Raw genomic sequence first — 17,850 nt, forward strand, 5'->3', positions numbered from 1 at the left:
CTTTAATACTTTTCTCCATATCTTTCGATCAGGTCTTCATTCCATTCAATGCCGAGGCCGGGCGCGTCGTTCATAATGACATGTCCGTCTTTAAATTCTAAATCGCCTACCATATCTGTGCTGAAGTTTCGCAGGTAATTTTCCACTACCAGTCCATTATCTACTGCGGCGACTAAGACGCAACCCAGGGCTCCCTGCCCATGCGGGGCCATTTGCAGGTGATGGGCGCTGGCCATGGCCGCAATTTTCATCCATTCACTGATTCCGCCACAGTTGTTTGGATCGGCCTGGACGATGCGTACACCGCCGCGTTCGATCAGGTCGCGAAATCCCCAGCGCGTGGCTTCGTTTTCTCCACTGGCAACCGGATAGTCCAGTGCCTCGGCGACGAGTGCCGAGCCTTCGAGATCATCCGGGCGCACGGGTTCTTCATACCAGTAGGGGTCGTAGGCTTCGATCATGCGTCCAAATCGAATTGCGGTATGCGCGTCCCAGGCATTGTTCGCGTCGATCATCAGGGCGATGTCGTCGCCTATGGCTTTGCGTACGGCATGCACTCGTTCTGCGTCTTCTTTCAATGTGATGCCGGGCCATCCCACTTTCATTTTTACTGCTTGAAACCCCTGGCTTACATAGGTTGTCATTTCTTCGCAGAGTTCTGGTATTCCTTTGCCCTCTTCGTAATATCCACCTGCGGCATAGGCCCACAGTTTGTTTTGTACGCCGCCGAGCAATTTCCACACGGGTTGATTGAATGCTTTGCCTTTTAAGTCCCAGAGGGCGTTGTCGGCTGCGCTGATTGCGTTGATGTATTCGCCTTTGGCTATGGGTTTGCGCGTGCCGCCCATGAATAGTTTTTCCCACAAATACGCGATTCGCATGGGATCTTCGCCGATCAATTTTTCTTTTAGGGTGTTCAGTTTTGTCCGCACGGATCCCGAACACATGGTCATGCCTGTGAGGTCCTCATTTGTATAGATCTCCAATCTGGCGCGGGACTTGGAGCGCGTGGTGACAATCGAGTTCCAGAATGGTTTCTCCAGGTGTTGTTTTACAACTGTCATTTTGATATCTGTGATTTTCATTGTGGTCTCCTGTTAATAAAACTCTGAAGATATGGTGGTTTTGCCGCAGCAATATAAAGTGCATCCCGAGCGCGACAATGGAAATCTCACCTGTTCTGGTATTGCTTGTGCTGTTCTGGGTGCGAGGTTATCATACTTCACAATGGATTTTTTTGAGGACAAATTGCCAAGGAGGTCAGGGGTATGAAAAAGAGATCTATTACAGCAACCCCATCCGAAATTATCGTCGAGCAACTCGCCGCGCTGGGCGTGCAGTATGTGTTCAATAATTCTGGGTCTCGGGAGGCTCTCTTTTTTGACGCGCTCCACATAAATCCCAATGTTCACGGTATTCTGGCACTTCACGAGGGTAGTGTGGCCGCGATGGCAGGGGGATATACGCAGGGGAATCTCGATCCGGCTGTGATGGTCGTCCATCTGGGTGCCGGGTTGGCACAGTGCTTGGGACAGTTGATCAATGTCTGGAGTGGAAGCCTGCCCGTGGTGGTGCTCACGTTTGCGGGGGATACGGGGAGTTATGGAGACAGGGTGGGTCTGGATTTGACGCATAATGTGGGGCCGACTTCGATTGCAGAGCCTTTTACCAAGGCGAGCTGGACGGTGATTGAATCGGATGGCTTGCCGCAGGCGATTGAGCGCGCACTGCGGGTTGCCAAAACACCGCCGGTCGGTCCGGTTCATCTCGCTGTTTACGATCGGTTGCTCGGAAATGATATGGTGAGTACAGAGATTATTGAGGGGGAGATTCAGTCTGTGCGGGCGGGTTATCCGGCAGATGAGGATGTCGAAGCCGTTATTCGCGCGTTGTCCGATGCCCAACGGCCGCTGTTTTATGTTGGGGACGGTATTTGGAAGAGCGGGGCAGAGGCGCGGGTTATGGCGTTGGCCGAGCAGTATGGCTGCCCGATTGCGGGTACATGGACGGAGATGCGCAGGACTCCGCAAAGCCACAGCCTGCACTGCGGGCGGATCGCAGAGGCTATTGCCGAGGTGTCACCCGATCTGATTGTCTGCATTGGCGTGCGTCACAATGGTCGCGGAAAACTCCAGGATTTCGATGCGTTGTCGGGGGCGCAACGCCTGATTGGGATTGGGCCAGATGTCGAGAATTTTACGAATCTTCCGGGATTGGATCTCGCGATTTTGGCAGATGAGTTCAGGACGCTTGAATGTATTGAGCGCGCTTCGCCTCAGGTGTCTTTTGCCGAGCGTCTCGCCCGCGCCGAGATGCACGCTGCTTCACTCCACGCAAAGCGAAAAGCAGCGGCAAAGCGCGTGGCACAGGAGGCCGGGCAAGTGAGACCCTATGTGCTGGTGGATGCAATTGATAGGGGGCTGGAGAGGTTGGGTGGTGGTTTGATGATGGTCGAGCAATACGCTTTGCCAATAGATAGTCGAGGAGATGCGTATGGCGCGGGGCGCAATGCCTATGTCCGGGCGGCTGGGGGATCGGAGGGTTATGGGATTGGTGGTACGATTGGGTTGAAACTGGCGGTGCCGCACAAGCCCGTGGTTGGGCTGGTGGGCGATGGGTCGATGTATTATGCCGATTCCGGGCTTTGGACTGCTGCCCACCACCAGATTCCAGTGCTTTTTGTGATTCCAAATAATCGGTCTTATGGGATTGTGGCGACTAATTTTGAGCGGGCGGGCGGTGTGATGAAGGAGACGGGAGAATATCCGGGCGTGGTTCTGGATGGGATTGATCCGGTGAAAATTGCAGAGGGGTTTGGTGTGGAGGGGATGCAGGTCGGTGAAGAGTCGGATCTGGATGGTGCTATTGCGCGGGGATTGGATGTGGTGGAGGGCGAAGAGCGACCCTTTTTGCTGGATGTGAAATTGCCCCTTGGGCTGCCCGAGGGCGGACGGGCGGCAACGCCTTTTCATCTCACAGAGATTCGGAGTAAGGCCAGCGCAGCGTAATGGGTAATGGGGTAAATTTGAAAGTTTAAGTTGCATATTGTCACATCGTCGGTTATTTTAGGTGCTATGATTAAGCGCGAGATTACACCCTGTCTGGTCGAACTTTTCGAAAAATATCCGTTTGTCACTGTGACTGGACCCCGTCAGTCCGGCAAGACGACCCTTTGTCGTGTAGCTTTTCCGCATCTGAAGTATGTCAACCTGGAAGCTCCCGATCAGCGGGAATTTGCCGAGTCCGATCCCAGAGGCTTTCTCTCTCATATCGGCGAGGGTGCCATTTTGGACGAGATCCAGCGCGTGCCAGAGCTTTTGTCCTATTTGCAGGTCTATGCCGACGAACAGCGCAGAAATAGCCTTTTCGTGCTCACGGGCAGCGAGCAGTTCAGGCTCTCCGATGCCATTAACCAGTCCCTGGCAGGGCGCACAGCACTGCTTCGCCTGTTGCCGTTCTCACTTGCAGAACGCCGAGGAACTGGCGCGAGCGAAAGCTTAGATGATATTTTGTACTCTGGTTTTTATCCCCGCATTCACGATCAGAAACTCGAGCCGCGTCAAGCTCTTGGCGACTATTTCGAGACTTACGTCGAGCGCGATGTGCGCCAGATTGGAGAGATTCGCAATCTTTCCAGTTTTCGTCGCTTCGTTCGCTTGTGTGCCGGGCGCGTGGGGCAATTGGCCAATCTCTCTGCGCTGGGTGCAGACGCTGGCGTTTCTCACACTACGGCGCGACACTGGCTGACGGTCCTGGAAGCGAGCTATGTGGTTTTTCAACTTCCGCCGTTTTACGCCAATATTCGCAAGCGGCTGGTCAAGTCTCCCAAGCTGTACTTCTACGATGTTGGGTTGGCGAGCTATCTCATAGGTATTGAGCATGCCGGGCAGATTGCCACCCATCCGCTCCGCGGTGTGCTGTTCGAAAATGCGGTTGTTGTGGAGACCCTCAAGCACCGTTTCAATCGGGGCTACCGGTCCAATCTGTCTTTTTTTCGGGATGCTCGGGGGTTGGAGTGCGATCTCTTGTATGAGAATGGTGATGGTATCTGTGCTATTGAGATCAAGTCCGGTGCTACGATTGCCTCCGACTATTTCAATGCACTCAACCGGATTACAAAGGTACTGCCGCAAATTTCCGGCAAAGTAGTCGTCTATGGAGGTGCAGACCGGGAATCTCGACGAGATGGTGAGGTGGTGCCGTTGTCCGGACTGGATGAAATGCTCGAACAGTTTGAGCTTCAGAGACTGTGATCGCGCAGTGCGCGATTGCGTTTTACTGTGAATCCCTTTTACTTCTTTTAGGAGATAGTTTTATGTCACTTAAAGTTGGCGTTGTTGGTATGGGTGGTGTTGGCAATCGGCATGCAGGCTGTCACGCAGAAGACGATCTTGCAGATCTCGTTGCTGTGTGCGATGTTGTCAAAGAGTCCGCGGATAAGGCTGCGGAAAGACACGGGGTCAGGGCTTATTATAGTCTCAAAGATATGTTGGAGAATGAAGACCTGGATATTGTCGATGTTACTACTGGGGGAAATGAGAACGGCAGTTGGCACTATGAACCGACGATGGAGGCTCTCGCCGCTGGCAAACACGTTTTGTGTGAAAAACCCCTGTCCAACGATATTGATGAAGCCCGCGATATGGTCGCTTATGCCGCAGAACAAAATCAGTACCTCGGCTGCAATCTCAACCATTATTTTTCTCAACCTGCGGACAAGGCGCGAGAATATATCGCAGAAGGCAAAGTGGGCGAACAAATTTACTGTATTCACAAGATGGGTTTTGCAGGTGGTGAAGCGACTTATAGACCAGGCAAAGGACCGAAATCGTGGGGGCATCCCTATTTTCATGTTAAGGCTTTTCTCACGCATCCTTTTAGCGTGATGCGAGATTTTTGCGGCAATATCACCCATGTGCAGGCATTTTTCGATCGTCCCAGTTTTCGCAAGCAGGCGGGCGATCTGATGATTTCCCTCAATAGTATTCACATGCGTTTTGAAAGCGGTGCTATGGGTTATTTGCTGAGCCAGCGCGGCGATGTCACTTTTGGTCTGGGCGGCTGGTGGAGCGTTGAAGTGGCGGGTACGCTCGGGACTTTTTGTATTGAGAACTGCGTTGAAAAAATCACTTTCTGGCCCGCGCCTGGCACAGCGCCTATGCCGGAGAATATGTCGCACGGTGCCGCGCCCGATCCCATTGTCGATGATACGGGGATTACTGACTTTGGCTCCACTTTTCCCAATCGCATCCACGCTTTTCTCGAGGATGTCACCAACGGTGTGCCCAGAGAAGAACTCCGCGCTTCAGGTCACGATGCGCTCGCTGCCCTCGAATACACATGGGCGGCGATTGAATCCTATGAAAATGGCGGTGTGCTCGTCACACCCAATCCCCTGCCTTTGCTCAAACGAGATCCGATGACTTAAAAATCAAAAACGGGACCAGATTCAGGTGTCCCGTTTTTTGCGATAGTCTTTGTCAGTGGTGTATGAAGGCGAGTGAAGGGTTGTACTACTGCGGTAGCAGGTCAATGCTTCCTGTGTAACATCAGTGATGTAATTGGAATCGTTTCAATGGCAGATGGTGTATAGGCCGATAGCGGAAGGATTTCTTTGATGGGTGGGCGTTGAAGAATATCTACAACCATATCTCTCAGTGCATCGGATAGGTCGTTCAGGCCCGTCAAGGGGAAACTCCGAGGCCCTATATTCGTTTGTTGCGTCAAAATCGAATAGTCGAAAAATGTCAATCCAACAGCTTTGCGTTTGGCCTTATCAATCCGAAGTAGAATATGATCATTCAGCGCAATGCCTGTTGCTTTAACATTGGGTTCAAATGACACATACAGTGTATCACTTTCTCTATCATAGTTGAAATTGGGTTCATTCATATTGTCAGAATCTCTTTTTGGTACGCTGTGAGAATATAATTGTTCGCAATCTCATGGCCGTTTACTTCCCGAAATTTAAAAAGGACAATGGCGACGATATGCGTATTGTCTCCGACCAGATCGTCAAAGGGTTTACTGTATCGGTATTTATGAAAATTCAAGGGTTCTTGTTTGCGTTGCCCTAGTCGAATTGTATCCCGAAGATGTGCTTCAAAATCCCGCATTTCAGGATGGTTCCAGGGATCAATAATGTGCTCCCATCTTTCATCGGTAAGATAGATGATGTTGCCGTGTCGATCTTTAACCGCCCATCGTCTGCCGATAGCCATGCAATTTCCTATTCACACAATGAAGAAAAATAGCTGAAAAGTCAAGCATGTTGCGTTCATTTCACGCTGTTCAACTTGAACATATTGTTCATTAATACCTGCAATTTCCGGGTTGTATTTTACTCTTGCAAATTCCATACCAGTCCCTTTTGTAGATTAAGAAATAGTTGTAAAATCGGTGCAAGGGGCTTATGTTATCACATTCAAAGAATATCCAATCTCTTTTAACAAAGGAAGTAGCTATGAATCTAAGGGAAGAAATCAAAGACGATATCGCGATTATTACCCTTACAGGTGAACTGATGGACGGTCCTGATGTTATGCCGTTTCATGACCACATCAAGCAACTCGTTGCAAGTGGTACCAATCGCGTGATTGTCGATTTTTCTGCTGTCAGATGGTTTGGCAGTGCGATGCTCGGGGTTCTCACCGCATCTCTGGCGACGGTTAAGGCTGCAGGTGGCGATTTGCGTCTGGTGGGTATTACCAGAAGAATCGAGAGCATTCTCATGGTTACGTCTCTGGCTTCGGCTTTTCAAACGTTCAGGACGGTGAACCGCGCTATGGTCAGTTTCAGGCATGAGTAAACGACCATCCGCAGAGCGGATGGCTTTTGACAATTGACGATGTCACATTCTGGCCTCACCCGCAGTGTTCGATTGTATCCGATTTATGCCCCTCTCGCGCAGGCGTACTTCTGGTTGCCTGTCTTTTTTCTCTATTTCAACCAGCACATGCCCATTGAGCAGGTGCTGCGCCTCGAAGCTATTTACTATGTCGCCGTTGTTATTCTCGAAGTGCCTTCCGGGTATTTGTCCGATATCCTGGGTCGCCGTCTGACCCTTCTAATTTCTGCTGTTTCAGCAATTTTTGCGTACGCTCTCTTTTTTGCGGGTGGGTCTTTTGACGTTTTTGTGCTGGCGCAAATTGGTTTGGCTGCAAGTATGGCCTTTCGATCTGGCACGGATACGTCGTTTCACTACGATCTGCTCAAATGTTTGGGGCGAGAAGACGCCTATCCCCAGCGCGAAGCGCGCATTACGCGGAATGTTTTTATTGCTTCAGCAGGTGCCGCGCTTCTTGGGGGTGTAGGCTCTATCTATGCTTTGCGCGTTGCTTATGGTTTTTCTTTTTTAACGGCGTGCGTGGCTTTTGTGCTGGTTTTGTTATTTGCCGAACCCGACCGGGAGCCCAGTTCTGAGCGACAGGCGTCGGGTTTTTTTCCCCAGATTCGCGCCTGTCTCGCGTATCTCAGCCAGCCCGTGCTCGGGTGGTTGATGTTGTTTTCCGTTTTTATGACGGTTGTCAATCATATCCCCTATGAATTTTATCAACCCTATATCCAGTTGCTCGGTGCCCAGGCTCCCACGCCGTTGCTTACGGGTTTACATACGGCGCTGACGATGGGTATTGCCGCGTGGTTTGCAAAACAGAGTATTCGCCTGCGCGATCATTTCGGTACCCGGTCAGCACTTATGCTCAGTGCAGGGGTGCAGGTTGTTCTCATTTCATTGATGGGGTTCTTTTTTCACCCTGTTGTTGCGCTTTTGTTGGCTTTCCGGTCTGTCCCTCGCGCGCTTATGATTGCGCCTCTCAATGCTGCGACTGTGCCGCGTTTGCAACAATACCATCGCGCGACATATCTTTCGATCCAGAGTCTGATTGGGCGTTTGTCATTTTCGCTTTGTCTTGCTCTTCTCGCTGGTGTTTCAGAAGGTTCGGATATTGGGCTGTCGCATACGCTTTTGCACTGCGCGGTCTTTGCCATTGCGGGGTGTGTCGTTCTCGCTGTTCTCGCTGTTGTGATTCCCAGGTCGCAGTGGCGATTGACGAATTAAAAATTAAAAGTCAGGGTTTGGGAACTGAGAGATTGAGTGGTTAGGCGGACTGACCGCTGACTGCTGATTGCTGGAGGTTTTGATGATGAACTCATTTCTTAGAAAACCGAATTTGTTATTTATTTTTACCGATCAACAGCGCGCGGATACGATGCGGTGTTATGGCAATGATCATATTGATACGCCGCATCTCAATACGCTTGCGGATAAGAGTTTTGTCTTTGAGAATGCCTATGTCAGCCAGCCCGTGTGCAGTCCCTCGCGTGCCACGATGTTGTGCGGTCTCTACCCGCATACCGCGCGCGTGCCAGCGTGCAATGTTCCGTTGCCTCGAGATGTGCAAACCATTGCGGAGATGGTGTCTTCGGATTATCGCTGTTGTTATAATGGCAAGTGGCATCTCGGCGATGAAATTTTTCCGCAGCACGGTTTTTCCGAGTGGGTTGGTACCGAGGATTCGTATCGTCGCTTTTTTTCGAGTTCTGAACGCCATGCATACCGCAGTACCTACCATCATTTTCTCGTGGAAAATGGTTTTGATCCCAATTCCGAATCCGAAGGCCAGCGCGTTTTTTCCCGCCACGTTGAAGCGAGTATGGATGAACCGTTTACCAAGGCGTCTTTCCAGGGCGACCGCGCTGCCCAATTTATACGCGCCTGTGGCGATGATCCCTTTGTGCTGGCTGTTTCTTATCTGGAGCCGCACCCACCGCATACCGGCCCATTAAACGATTATTACGATCCTTCAGAACTTCCCGTTGGTCCCGCGTTTCGCCAGAAGCCGCCGGCTAATGCGTCTCTTCTCAATCGCGTTTTGTCCGCTTATTATATGGAGTCCGAAGAATACGGTTACGATCTTCGCACAGATGAGGGCTGGCGTGCTGTTCGCGCGCGCTATTATGGCAATGTTACGTTGATTGATCGCTCTGTTGGCAAGATTCTCGCTGCGCTCGAGGAGAGCGGGCAGGCGGATAATACGATTATTGTGTTTACCAGTGATCACGGCGAGATGGTGGGTGATCACGGCATTTTGGGGAAGACTGTTTTGTACGAGGAGTCCGTCAAGGTTCCGCTTCTCATGCATGTGCCCTGGTTATCCGATCAGCAGCGTGTGATCGGGGGGAATATTTCACATATTGATCTCGTGCCTACGCTTCTGGATTTGATGGGTGAATCCATTCCCGATCATTTGCAGGGTGAGAGCCGCGTGTCCGCGCTGGATGGCGATGCGACACTATTGGAGAATGATGTTTTTATTCAGTGGAACCGCAATGATGGACATCCGCGTCCCGGTGAGGCTGAGGTCAATCCCGCTATGAGTACGCCCTGGCGATCTATCATCTCTGCCGAACGCTGGAAACTCAATCTCAGCGCGCACGATCAGTGCGAACTATACGATCTGAACGCCGATCCATACGAAACTGTCAATTATTTCGACGATCCCAAATGCAGAGATCGTATTCGAGACCTGACCGAGCGTATTCGTCAATGGCAGATGCAGACAGATGATAGAGTTCTGTTGCCTGAGATTTAGAAGGAGGTTTGTCTTGTTTACCAAGCGAGAACAATTTGCCCGTGATGGGTTCTATGTGTTCGAGGATATTCTCGATTCTTCTCTGGTGGATCGATTGCAGCGCCTTAGCGATGATGTACTCTCGGAACAGGAGCCGGAGCATTTTGAGATGCATCGCACGACCGGGAGTATGGTCATGATCGATTGGGCTATGGCTTATCAGTATCCGGTTATGGCTGCACTCATCGCCCATCCCAATGCGCTCAATGCGTTGAAACAGCTCGGGTTTGATGAACCAAAGTTTGGGCATGGACGCATTATCAGTAAGCCGCCGCATAGTCCACCGCTGTTCTGGCATGAAGATGGTCGTTTTTGGGATGATCCGGTAAGCTATACGACGCAGCCCATTCAGTGCTTTTTGATGTATTATCTGACCGATACGATACCGCAAAATGGGTGTTTGCGCGTGGTCCCGGGATCGCATCTCAAGCGTCATTCATTACACGACGAGATTTCTCCGAGCCATACAGATGAGCTAAGAAAATTTGCCGATCCGGACGATCCGGGGTTTTCGCGGGTGGATGATGAGATCGATGTTCCCGTTAAAGCCGGCGATCTCGTGATGGGTTATGGCAGTCTGTTGCACGCTTCGCATGCGAATCAGACAGATCAGCGCAGGACTGTGCTCACGATGTGGTACTATCCGGACTTTGTCGCTTTGCCCGAGCGCACACAGGCTACGGTCGCTCTGGCAGAAGGCAATAACAGTGATGCTGTGTCATCGTCTGAGTTACAGGCTCTGATGGAGCCGCTTAGAATCTCGTATGATGGCGAGGCAGAGCCGATAGAGATACAGTGGATACCGGGTGAGGGGTTGAAGTGAGAAGATGCCCAATTTGAAAAGAGGTTAGTTATGCCAAAAGTCCTTCTCGCGTCTAATAAGCGCGTCCGAGATAGCTATTTTCCGCCGGCAGAACTCGCCCGTCTCGAGACCTTTGCCACATGGGATTGGTTTGAGTGCGAGGGTGGCAATATTTATGAAGCCCATCGCGACCCCGGAATTATTGCGGGTTTAATTGATTGTATTGGGGATGCGGATGCTGTTGTCGTGTGCTCCGGGTGCCCCAAGATCGATGCCGAGGTGCTGGATAATGCGCCAAATTTGAAGTTGGTTGGCGAATTGGAAGGCGACCGCTTTGCCGCGCGCATTGATCTCGATGCTGCCTGGGAACGCGGTATCCGCACGGTTGATACGACTCAGGGGTCGTCTTATCCAGTTGCCGAATGGGCGCTCGCGCTTATCCTGATCGCGTTGCGCAATGCAGGGGCGGCTTTTCGCCGCATTATCGCTGGCGATACCATTGGTGCTAAGAACCGCGATATGCGCGGTATGTTGACCGACAAGCGCGTGGGTCTTATTGGGTGTGGGCATATGGGCCGCCGTCTCATTTCTTTTTTGCGTCCTTTTAATACGGATATCTGGGTTTATGATCCGTATTTGTCCCGCGATATTGCCGAGATTGTGGGTTTTACGCAGACTTCGATGGATAAGATTTTTGCGGAATGCGATGTTATTGTCTGCGTTGCCCCGCTTACACCGCGCACCAGAGGTATGATTGGGAAACGCGAACTCGATCTCATCCAACCCGGGTCGGCTTTTGTCAATGTTTCGCGCGGCGCGATTGTCGATTCAAATGCTTTGATCGAACGCCTCAAGAGAGGAGATATTACCGCGGGTCTCGAGGTTTTTGATCCGGAACCTATTCCCCCCGATAGTGAGATTATTCACCTTCCCAATGTGTTTTTAAGTCCGCATTTTTCGGGCCATACGGGCGATGATTATCCCCACTTTTTCAAACTTATGGTCGATGAACTCGATCGCTTTTTTCAGGGCCATGAGACGTGGTTTGATCTCACGCCACAATCGCAGGCCAATCGCAGAGGCGACTGATTGCTTTTTCAAGTTTCGCGTTTTGGGTATATTTAAATCAACTATATTGGGAGATGTTATGTTTCGCCTCTTTCTCGCAACTGTCTGCGTCATTTTGATGGCTTGCCAGAATTCACCAGAACAGAAAGCCGAACCACCCCCTCAGCGCCCGCAATTTACCGCGGCAGATATTGAAAAGGGGAAGGCTCTGTACACAAAATACGGGTGCGCGGTTTGCCATGGTCGCAACGGTCATGGCAATGGTCAGATCGCGCGTACTCTGAATCCAAGGCCCCGCGATTTTCACGATCCAAAGGTTTATAAATACGGGCGTTCGGTTGAGGCTGTTTCGCGTACGATACTTAAGGGCGCGCTCAATGAACGGGGCATGGGTATGCCCGGCTATCCCCAAATCCCGGAGGAAGAACGCAGGGTTATTTCCATTTTTATTGTTTCGCTGCAGAAATGAGATTGTGTATAAAAAGTGGGATATTTTTTCTGACCCTGATTCTGCTTGGGATGGGATGCAGTGATCGGGATATTTCTTCTGTTTCCATTAAAAACGCATGGGTGCGGCAGAATATTCCGCGTCAGACGATGACTGCGGCTTATTTGGCTATTCACAATCGCGGTGCTGCAACTGCGCTCATTTCTGCTTCTACGCCTGCGGCTGAGGTTGCCGAGATTCACGTTATGACGACGGATGGCAATATTATGCGTATGAAAAAAATTGACCGTTTGCCGATTCCAGAAGATGGTTCAGCGACTTTGCAGCCGGGGGGTAACCATCTCATGCTTATCGGTCTCAGACGCGATTTGGCTCCGGACGATTCTCTTGCGCTTACGCTCACTTTTGCAAATGGTCAGGTGGAGACAGTTCGAGCACCTGTTGTTTCTTTTCGGAGTGAAGGGCGCAGATGAATACGATCCGCAGTACAGGTTTAGCTACTTTGCTGTTGCTATTTATGGCCTGTAAACCGCTTGAGCGCACGCCGCAGTCCGATCCCGATCTCACCCTTTCTGCCGATCCCTTTCCTTTTGGCGGCGATTTGACGCTTGTTGATCACGATGGCAATTCTTTCCATTTGGCAGATCAACAGCGTCCGTTTCTTCTCTTTTTTGGCTATGCGAGTTGTCCCGATGCGTGTCCTCAAACGATGGCGCGGCTTGCGAGTGCTTATACGATTTTAGGCGAGGATGCACGCGATCTCAGGACGCTTTTTGTGAGTGTTGATCCCGGGCGCGATTCACCCGAAATGCTCAAATCTTATTTGTCGCATTTTGACGTGCCAGCTATTGGTCTTACAGGGGCGCGGGATAGTATTGATGCGGTGGTTAAGCGCTATGCCGCTCATTATGAGGTTGGCGAGCAGGGTTCTGCGGCGGGGTATCTTATCGACCATTCCCTCTATACCTATCTCATTGACCAGAACGGCGATTTGCGCTTCTTTTTTCGCTCGTCTCACACTGCCGAAGAAATCGCGACTGTGGTTCGTCAATTGTCCAAGTAGATTCGCACCGAGACTGCGAAGCATCTGGAATAAGGAAATTGGAAACTGCTTGAGGGGAAATTCTCTCACAGGTTGTGAGAGAATTAGAACACAGTCCAATATAGCACAGGCTGTTGCCATATTGAGCAAGGTCGCACAGGGTTGAAAGTTAATGACAACCATAAGTCTTACTATACCCGATTCACTTCACGCAACGGTCCGTGATATTATCGAGCGTGAAGGCATGTCGCTCGAACAGTTCATCATGTTGGCGATGGCTGAGAAGGCGTCGGCAATTGCGACAGAAACGTACCTTGAAGCGCGTGCAAAGCGAGGAAGCAGAGAGAAATTTTTGGCGGCAATGGCAAAGGTAGCGGACGTAGAACCGTCAACAGATCAGGATCGGATTTAGTTTGGGGTGAGAAGCCGATTGATCCTGGATTTAGTTTCAAAGCAATATGAAGACTACATGATGTGTGGCTTCAAAAGTAAATGTGCTACTACACCATGTCATGCTGAGGAAGCCGATAGGCTGACGACGCATCTGTGACCCATGCACACCGTTCAAGCAGCAGAGGAACTGCTATCGCAGTTGTATCCCGCTCCTTCGACTACGCTACGCTCAGAATGACAGGCGCATTATATTGTGCATAATGCGTAATATCAGTTACTCACGAAAGACAATTAATGAGACTCGAATTGTACCGACAACATTTAGGCTATGAACTCGCAAGTCTGCCCGATGTGCGATATCAAAATATCCAAAGCTATGCACTGACAACGGGTGTCTTGGTGCGAAAAATTATTCAGCACTTTAAGATAAACAGCATCCGTATAGCGGATTTTTATGACCAAGGAAAATACCACCAACTAGAAAAAGTGCTCGGAGCATTAATACACTATGCCAGATTTGAGCCACATTATAGAAACAAAAATTATATGTCCCAAAACAACAATAATGACAAAGACAATATTGTGCGGCTCAAATCTGACACAAAAGAACTCTCTATTAGCTTAAATGATTATTTCGATATCTTGTCTCGTTTTGCCCATGATGATTTATTTATTACTCATCATTTTTTTTCTAGCTTGGTTACACTCTTGACCGAATGTGTTAAGTATCCACTCGGAAAGGTTAGTAGTGGCGAGTATCAAAATTTTATATGTGATTTTGCTGATGATGCTTTTGGGGTCGTATCAAAACTGGTTGAGTCAGGAACTATTCAAATCCCACAAAATCTGGAAATATTCTGTTACCAGGATGCTATTCTTGATCCCAATGACCCTTTTAACAGTCAACAATTAGAGCCTGCCCACATGTCGTGTGCCTCTTTTATAAGAGGTTTCAATGATCTCGGTCATCGTTTTCTTATAGGCCATGGGACAGAAAATTTTTATGGCATAACAGAATATGTATACCGGAGACATTGGAAAAGCGAAGAATTTCATACCCTTGTAATTCCATTTGAGGATTTACTCAACATGTCCAGGGTGATAAAAGCCAAGGCAAGAGAGGGGGCTGTGTCGCCTTGAACATGGTTCCTCCACCATACACACAGAAAGGATCAGCAAGATGGGCGAAATAATAGGGCCGATCAAAATATCTGCTGACCGTGTAGGCATAACCTCCATAAGTTCTTTGCGAGGACTAGGAGACAGTAGTGTATCTGCTATAGCTAAAAAAGGGGAGGCAGTGTTAGTGTCGTTCAAGGTCCACAAGGGCGGAAAGGATTTGGAGTGTGAAGAACTCATCAAAATTCTTTTGGATATGGTTGCTGCCGCATATCATCATCAACCAGAATCGAAGGAAGAATCAGCGAAATACGCCTATCTAAGGCAGGTAACACAAATTTCTTAGAAGGCCGTTTTAAAAATCATTCTGGGAGCGCAGGCTTCCAGCCTACATGCGCTGTTTTCGTCCATTTTGTTCGCATATTCGGTTCCAAATTGACGCTATAATGCTTTGTCTATGCAGGTCTCTGAAGGTTTTCAAACAGCTTCTAAATCTCAAACCAAGAAGTTTTCAGTCTCTCTCATCCATTTTATACATCTTCAGCCCTCAAAAGCGGAAAGGAATAGCATTTGTATGAACACCTATAATCCGTACAAAGATTTTACTGATCGCCTGAAGTTGCTGAGTAGTAAACATCCAGATTTGATCACAACTACACTCAGTAATATCTTCACCATGCGCCTCATTGGGAACAAAACTCATGGTGATCTGGCAGAAATAGCAATCGCTGAATTTATCAATCAATACATGTACGACTTTCAATCAATTCACGTAGGTAAAGATCTCTACCGGGCAAAGTCAAAAGAGGAAGACATTAAGATCATCAACGAAATCACCAAAGATGAGTTTCCCGTCAGTCTTAAAGCCTACGGGGATGGCCCCCTTCAGCTCTCCACCGACAAGAATTTCCGCATGTTTCCAAGACTGGAACAAGAGGGTATCGAAGTTAAAGAACGAGTTGCTATTCAAAAAATTTTACAAGACCCTGCTTTCGTTGAATTTCGCAACATCAATGTGCTACCGCTGATCTATGACGAAAAGAATCAACGTTGCAATATACTTGTTTTCGATTATAACCGTGCGATAAGTGAGACTGCCCGCATCACAAGAGAGGAAGGGACAAGAGGGAGAAAGCATCCTGTATACCGTTTTTATGATATATTTGAGAACTATATATGCGAGGTTCGTTATGGCGATGCTACTGCAAACGCGCTTCAACGGGGCCTGTGGACCCATACTAAGAACGGACTGAAATATTTTGATAGCATTACCGGTGGGTGGATCGACTATTCACACAATCAGTTCCTTGTCAAATTATTTTCTCATGCGTTGGTTTCATCAGAAGATGGACACATATCAGCACTTGAGAAAGTCCAAGAAGATATTGCACAATTAAAACAGAGATCGGGGGTAAGAATATAATGCTAACTTCTCTCTTTGACGATCTCGTGCTTGATGCACCTCCCACAGAGGGAATCAAATACGCGGGGTCTAAGTTGAAACTTCTTCCGCGTATTCTGCAATTGGTGAAAAAAGTTGATGCAAGGACGGTTTTGGATGGGTTTTCGGGTACGACGAGGGTGTCGCAGGCACTTGCAAGGCTGGGTTATACGGTTGTTTGCAATGATGTTGCGGTGTGGTCGAAGGTTTTTGGGACGTGCTATTTGCTGAATGAAAAGAGGCGAGAGGATTACCAACCACTGATCGATCATCTCAATGCGCTTCCGCATGTGGATGGGTGGTTCACGGAGCACTATGGGGGCTATGCCAATGACGGATGTGCGATACAGAGGGATGGGCGCAAGAAGCCGTGGCAAATACACAATACCCGTAAATTAGACGCGATTCGAGAGGAGATCGACGCGCTGAAGCTCGATCCGGTTGATGAGGCTGTGGCGCTTACGAGTCTGATTTTGGCGCTGGATCGCGTGGATAGCAGTTTGGGGCATTTTGTTTCTTATCTGAAGGATTGGTCGCCGCGTTCTTATAAGGAGCTTGTGCTGAAGGTGCCGAATATTTTTTGTTCATCAGGGGAACATCAGGTATGCCAGAGGGATATTTTTGATCTCGTTCCCGATATATCTGTTGATCTGGCGTATTTCGATCCCCCTTATGGATCAAATAACGAGAAGATGCCACCGTCGCGGGTGCGGTACGCTTCGTATTACCATGTGTGGACGAGTGTGATTTGTGCCGATAAACCGGCTCTTTTCGGGAAGGCCAATCGCCGTAGGGATACATCGGATACTGTGGCGGCGTCTGTTTTTGAGGCGTTTCGGCGGAATGATGAGGGGCGTTTTATTGCTGTTGAGGCGATTGAGAATCTGATTGAGGCGACGCGCGCGCGATGGATTATTCTATCGTACAGTTCTGGCGGGCGGGCGACTGCGAGAGCGTTGAACGATGTGTTGCGGCGCAATGGCGAGATAGTGGATGTGGTTGCGCTCAATTACAAGAAGAATGTGATGGCGGGGATGAAGTGGACGAATGAATGGTTGAGGGATGCAGAGGAACCGAACCGGGAGTTTTTGTTTTTGCTCGAGAAAAAGGCGGTCTGATAAATACGATGTCTCCAATTCTCTTTGAATACGGGCCGATTCGCATCGGCGTTTATGGCGTGATGCTCGCGGTTGGTTTGATTTGTGCGTCGTGGGTACTCAAACGCGAGTTTCGGCGTCGGGGGCTTGATCCCTCGTTGTCAGATCGCATTGCATTTGTCGCCGTGATCGGCGGTATTGTGGGGAGTAAAATTTTTCACGTTCTTGAGTATCCCCACGCGTTTGTGGCCGATCCTTTTGGCACGATTTTTTCCTCGGTGGGTTGGGCCTGGTACGGCGGGCTTTTGGGTGGGGCTGCGACTGTGCTCCTTTGGCTTCGCCGGTATAATGCGCTCGATTGGCCCGCTGTGGATGCGATTGCACCTGCTCTTGTGGTGGGGTACTTTTTTGGGCGGGGGGGATGTGAGCTTTCGGGCGATGGATGCTATGGGATTCCTACGGATTTGCCCTGGGGTATGGCTTATCCCAACGGTCTTGTGCCCACGCTCGATTTTGTGCATCCGACGCCGATTTACGAGATGATTCAGATGGTTTGTATTTTCGGGATTTTGTTGGCTCTGCGCGATCGTCTCAGACCCGGCATGGTTTTTGGTCTTTATCTCGTTTTAATGGCTGTTGCCCGCTTTTTTGTCGAGTTTGTGCGTCTCACACCCGAGGTTTTTATGGGGCTTACGGTGCATCAGTGGGTTAGCATTGGTCTCGTGGTTACGGGGATTTATCTCATTAATTTGCGTCGAACAAGACCTCAGAATTGACAAAATTATGACCTCGGTTTATTTTTGAACTC

The 17,850-nt window shown here is 49.5% G+C and carries 20 protein-coding genes; 17 read left to right on the top strand and 3 right to left on the bottom strand.

Features of this window, described 5'->3' with window-relative positions:
• Positions 1-2 precede the first annotated feature (2 nt).
• Positions 3-1,085, bottom strand: coding sequence for a mandelate racemase/muconate lactonizing enzyme family protein (locus tag F4Y39_15535; protein MYC15133.1), 1,083 nt, complete (start codon positions 1,083-1,085; stop codon positions 3-5).
• A 183-nt stretch (positions 1,086-1,268) separates the two neighbouring features.
• Here F4Y39_15535 and F4Y39_15540 point away from each other — a divergent pair, with 183 nt between their 5' ends.
• From F4Y39_15540 to F4Y39_15550, 3 genes are all read left to right on the top strand, one after another.
• Positions 1,269-3,008: a thiamine pyrophosphate-binding protein gene (locus tag F4Y39_15540; protein MYC15134.1), complete on the top strand. Its 1,740-nt coding sequence runs from the start codon at positions 1,269-1,271 to the stop codon at positions 3,006-3,008.
• A 66-nt stretch (positions 3,009-3,074) separates the two neighbouring features.
• Positions 3,075-4,253: an ATP-binding protein gene (locus tag F4Y39_15545; protein MYC15135.1), complete on the top strand. Its 1,179-nt coding sequence runs from the start codon at positions 3,075-3,077 to the stop codon at positions 4,251-4,253.
• A 62-nt stretch (positions 4,254-4,315) separates the two neighbouring features.
• A complete protein-coding gene (locus tag F4Y39_15550; protein MYC15136.1) occupies positions 4,316-5,428 on the top strand; it encodes a Gfo/Idh/MocA family oxidoreductase in 1,113 nt (370 codons plus the stop codon).
• Between the two features lie 101 nt (positions 5,429-5,529).
• Here the strand turns inward: F4Y39_15550 and F4Y39_15555 are convergent, their stop codons facing one another.
• Both F4Y39_15555 and F4Y39_15560 read right to left on the bottom strand, forming a co-directional pair.
• Positions 5,530-5,892 carry a DUF2283 domain-containing protein gene (locus F4Y39_15555; protein MYC15137.1) on the bottom strand — a complete coding sequence of 121 codons (363 nt, stop codon included), beginning with the start codon at positions 5,890-5,892 and terminating at the stop codon, positions 5,530-5,532.
• Complete coding sequence (locus tag F4Y39_15560) at positions 5,889-6,221, bottom strand: hypothetical protein (protein ID MYC15138.1); 333 nt, start codon at positions 6,219-6,221, stop codon at positions 5,889-5,891. The genes F4Y39_15555 and F4Y39_15560 overlap by 4 nt, the downstream gene beginning before the upstream one ends.
• Positions 6,222-6,412: 191 nt before the next feature.
• Between F4Y39_15560 and F4Y39_15565 the strand changes: the two genes are divergently transcribed.
• The 14 genes from F4Y39_15565 to F4Y39_15630 all read left to right on the top strand — a co-directional run bounded on the left by F4Y39_15565 (position 6,413) and on the right by F4Y39_15630 (position 17,818).
• Positions 6,413-6,808, top strand: a complete 396-nt coding sequence (locus F4Y39_15565; protein ID MYC15139.1) for an STAS domain-containing protein — start codon at positions 6,413-6,415, stop codon at positions 6,806-6,808.
• Between the two features lie 39 nt (positions 6,809-6,847).
• Entirely contained in the window at positions 6,848-8,059 is a 1,212-nt protein-coding gene (locus F4Y39_15570) for an MFS transporter (protein ID MYC15140.1), read from the top strand.
• Positions 8,060-8,141: 82 nt separating this feature from the next.
• Positions 8,142-9,593: a sulfatase-like hydrolase/transferase gene (locus F4Y39_15575; GenBank protein MYC15141.1), complete on the top strand. Its 1,452-nt coding sequence runs from the start codon at positions 8,142-8,144 to the stop codon at positions 9,591-9,593.
• On the top strand, positions 9,565-10,455 hold the full coding sequence (locus F4Y39_15580; GenBank protein ID MYC15142.1) for a phytanoyl-CoA dioxygenase family protein: 891 nt from the start codon (positions 9,565-9,567) through the stop codon (positions 10,453-10,455). The genes F4Y39_15575 and F4Y39_15580 overlap by 29 nt, the downstream gene beginning before the upstream one ends.
• A gap of 30 nt (positions 10,456-10,485) precedes the next feature.
• Positions 10,486-11,523 (top strand): hydroxyacid dehydrogenase, encoded by a 1,038-nt coding sequence (locus tag F4Y39_15585; protein ID MYC15143.1) that lies wholly within the window; start codon positions 10,486-10,488, stop codon positions 11,521-11,523.
• Positions 11,408-11,971, top strand: coding sequence for a cytochrome c (locus F4Y39_15590; protein MYC15144.1), 564 nt, complete (start codon positions 11,408-11,410; stop codon positions 11,969-11,971). Before F4Y39_15585 ends, F4Y39_15590 begins: the two co-directional genes overlap by 116 nt.
• Positions 11,968-12,423 carry a copper chaperone PCu(A)C gene (locus F4Y39_15595; GenBank protein ID MYC15145.1) on the top strand — a complete coding sequence of 152 codons (456 nt, stop codon included), beginning with the start codon at positions 11,968-11,970 and terminating at the stop codon, positions 12,421-12,423. Before F4Y39_15590 ends, F4Y39_15595 begins: the two co-directional genes overlap by 4 nt.
• Positions 12,420-13,013, top strand: coding sequence for an SCO family protein (locus tag F4Y39_15600; protein MYC15146.1), 594 nt, complete (start codon positions 12,420-12,422; stop codon positions 13,011-13,013). Before F4Y39_15595 ends, F4Y39_15600 begins: the two co-directional genes overlap by 4 nt.
• Before the next feature lie 151 nt (positions 13,014-13,164).
• Entirely contained in the window at positions 13,165-13,404 is a 240-nt protein-coding gene (locus F4Y39_15605) for a toxin-antitoxin system HicB family antitoxin (GenBank protein ID MYC15147.1), read from the top strand.
• 275 nt (positions 13,405-13,679) lie between these two features.
• The gene (locus tag F4Y39_15610; GenBank protein ID MYC15148.1) at positions 13,680-14,525 is read left to right on the top strand and encodes a hypothetical protein; all 846 of its coding nucleotides are present in this window, start codon (positions 13,680-13,682) and stop codon (positions 14,523-14,525) included.
• Between the two features lie 40 nt (positions 14,526-14,565).
• Positions 14,566-14,850, top strand: a complete 285-nt coding sequence (locus F4Y39_15615; protein ID MYC15149.1) for a hypothetical protein — start codon at positions 14,566-14,568, stop codon at positions 14,848-14,850.
• A 228-nt stretch (positions 14,851-15,078) separates the two neighbouring features.
• Positions 15,079-15,927: a hypothetical protein gene (locus F4Y39_15620; GenBank protein MYC15150.1), complete on the top strand. Its 849-nt coding sequence runs from the start codon at positions 15,079-15,081 to the stop codon at positions 15,925-15,927.
• Positions 15,927-17,063 carry a DNA methyltransferase gene (locus F4Y39_15625; GenBank protein MYC15151.1) on the top strand — a complete coding sequence of 379 codons (1,137 nt, stop codon included), beginning with the start codon at positions 15,927-15,929 and terminating at the stop codon, positions 17,061-17,063. Before F4Y39_15620 ends, F4Y39_15625 begins: the two co-directional genes overlap by 1 nt.
• A complete protein-coding gene (locus F4Y39_15630) occupies positions 16,997-17,818 on the top strand; it encodes a prolipoprotein diacylglyceryl transferase (protein ID MYC15152.1) in 822 nt (273 codons plus the stop codon). The genes F4Y39_15625 and F4Y39_15630 overlap by 67 nt, the downstream gene beginning before the upstream one ends.
• Positions 17,819-17,850: the final 32 nt, after the last annotated feature.

Source organism: Gemmatimonadota bacterium, from assembly GCA_009838845.1.
In the GTDB taxonomy this organism is placed as follows: Bacteria; Latescibacterota; UBA2968; order UBA2968; family UBA2968; genus VXRD01.